Origin of the sequence: Shewanella sp. 10N.286.51.B2, from assembly GCF_041469265.1 — a bacterium.
Taxonomy (GTDB): Bacteria; Pseudomonadota; Gammaproteobacteria; order Enterobacterales; family Shewanellaceae; genus Shewanella.
Genome location: NZ_JBFRKH010000101.1, coordinates 1 through 743 on the forward strand (window position 1 = coordinate 1; position 743 = coordinate 743).

The 743-nt window shown below is 42.7% G+C and carries 1 protein-coding gene; it reads left to right on the forward strand.

The window, feature by feature from the left end; translation table 11 throughout:
* Nucleotides 1–743 (forward strand): VCBS domain-containing protein (locus AB4140_RS19355; RefSeq protein WP_372002261.1); only part of this gene is annotated, 743 nt, incomplete at both ends.

The following is a 743-nucleotide window of genomic DNA, read 5'->3' on the forward strand; positions in this document are numbered from 1 at the left end:
ACTGGCACTGGCACTGGCACGAATGAAACCCCAATAGAAATAGCAAGTCAAGCATCAACTGCACAATTAAAAGAAGATAATGCAGTGAATACTGCGAGTGGCGTAATGCAAGCTACAGGCACTGATGCTAACCAAGTGTTGTGGAGTACAGACAATGCTCAAGGTAAATATGGTGAGTTAACGTTAAACCAGTTAACTGGCGAATGGCATTACCAACTTGATAATAATAACCAGCAAACAAATGCATTATCTGAAGGGACTCATCAAACAGAACAATTTGTCATTTCGGCAACGGACAGCCAAGGCAATAAAGTGAGCTCGGTCATTGCTGTAGAGGTTGAAGGTAGTAACGATTTACCGCAAATTTCAGGTATACATCATGCTAGTCTCAATGAGTTAGGTTCAATTGATACCGTTTCAGGCAACCTCATAGCTACCGACCCAGATAATGGCGATAGCATCACTTGGTCGGCCTCAAATGGAATAGGTCAATTTGGCCAGCTCGTCATTGATTCAAAATCTGGAGAATGGCAATACGTTCTAGATAATCATTCAGCAACGACTTTAGCCCTACATCAGGGAGAAGTAGCAGTTGAAACTTTCACAGTCACAGCAACTGATAGCTCAGGCACCCCAGTATCCAAACAAGTTACCATTAGTATTAACGGTAGCAATGAAACCGCTCAAATTGGTGGCGTTTCATCGGCTAATCTAACCGAAGATAAAGACGTCCATCAAGGACA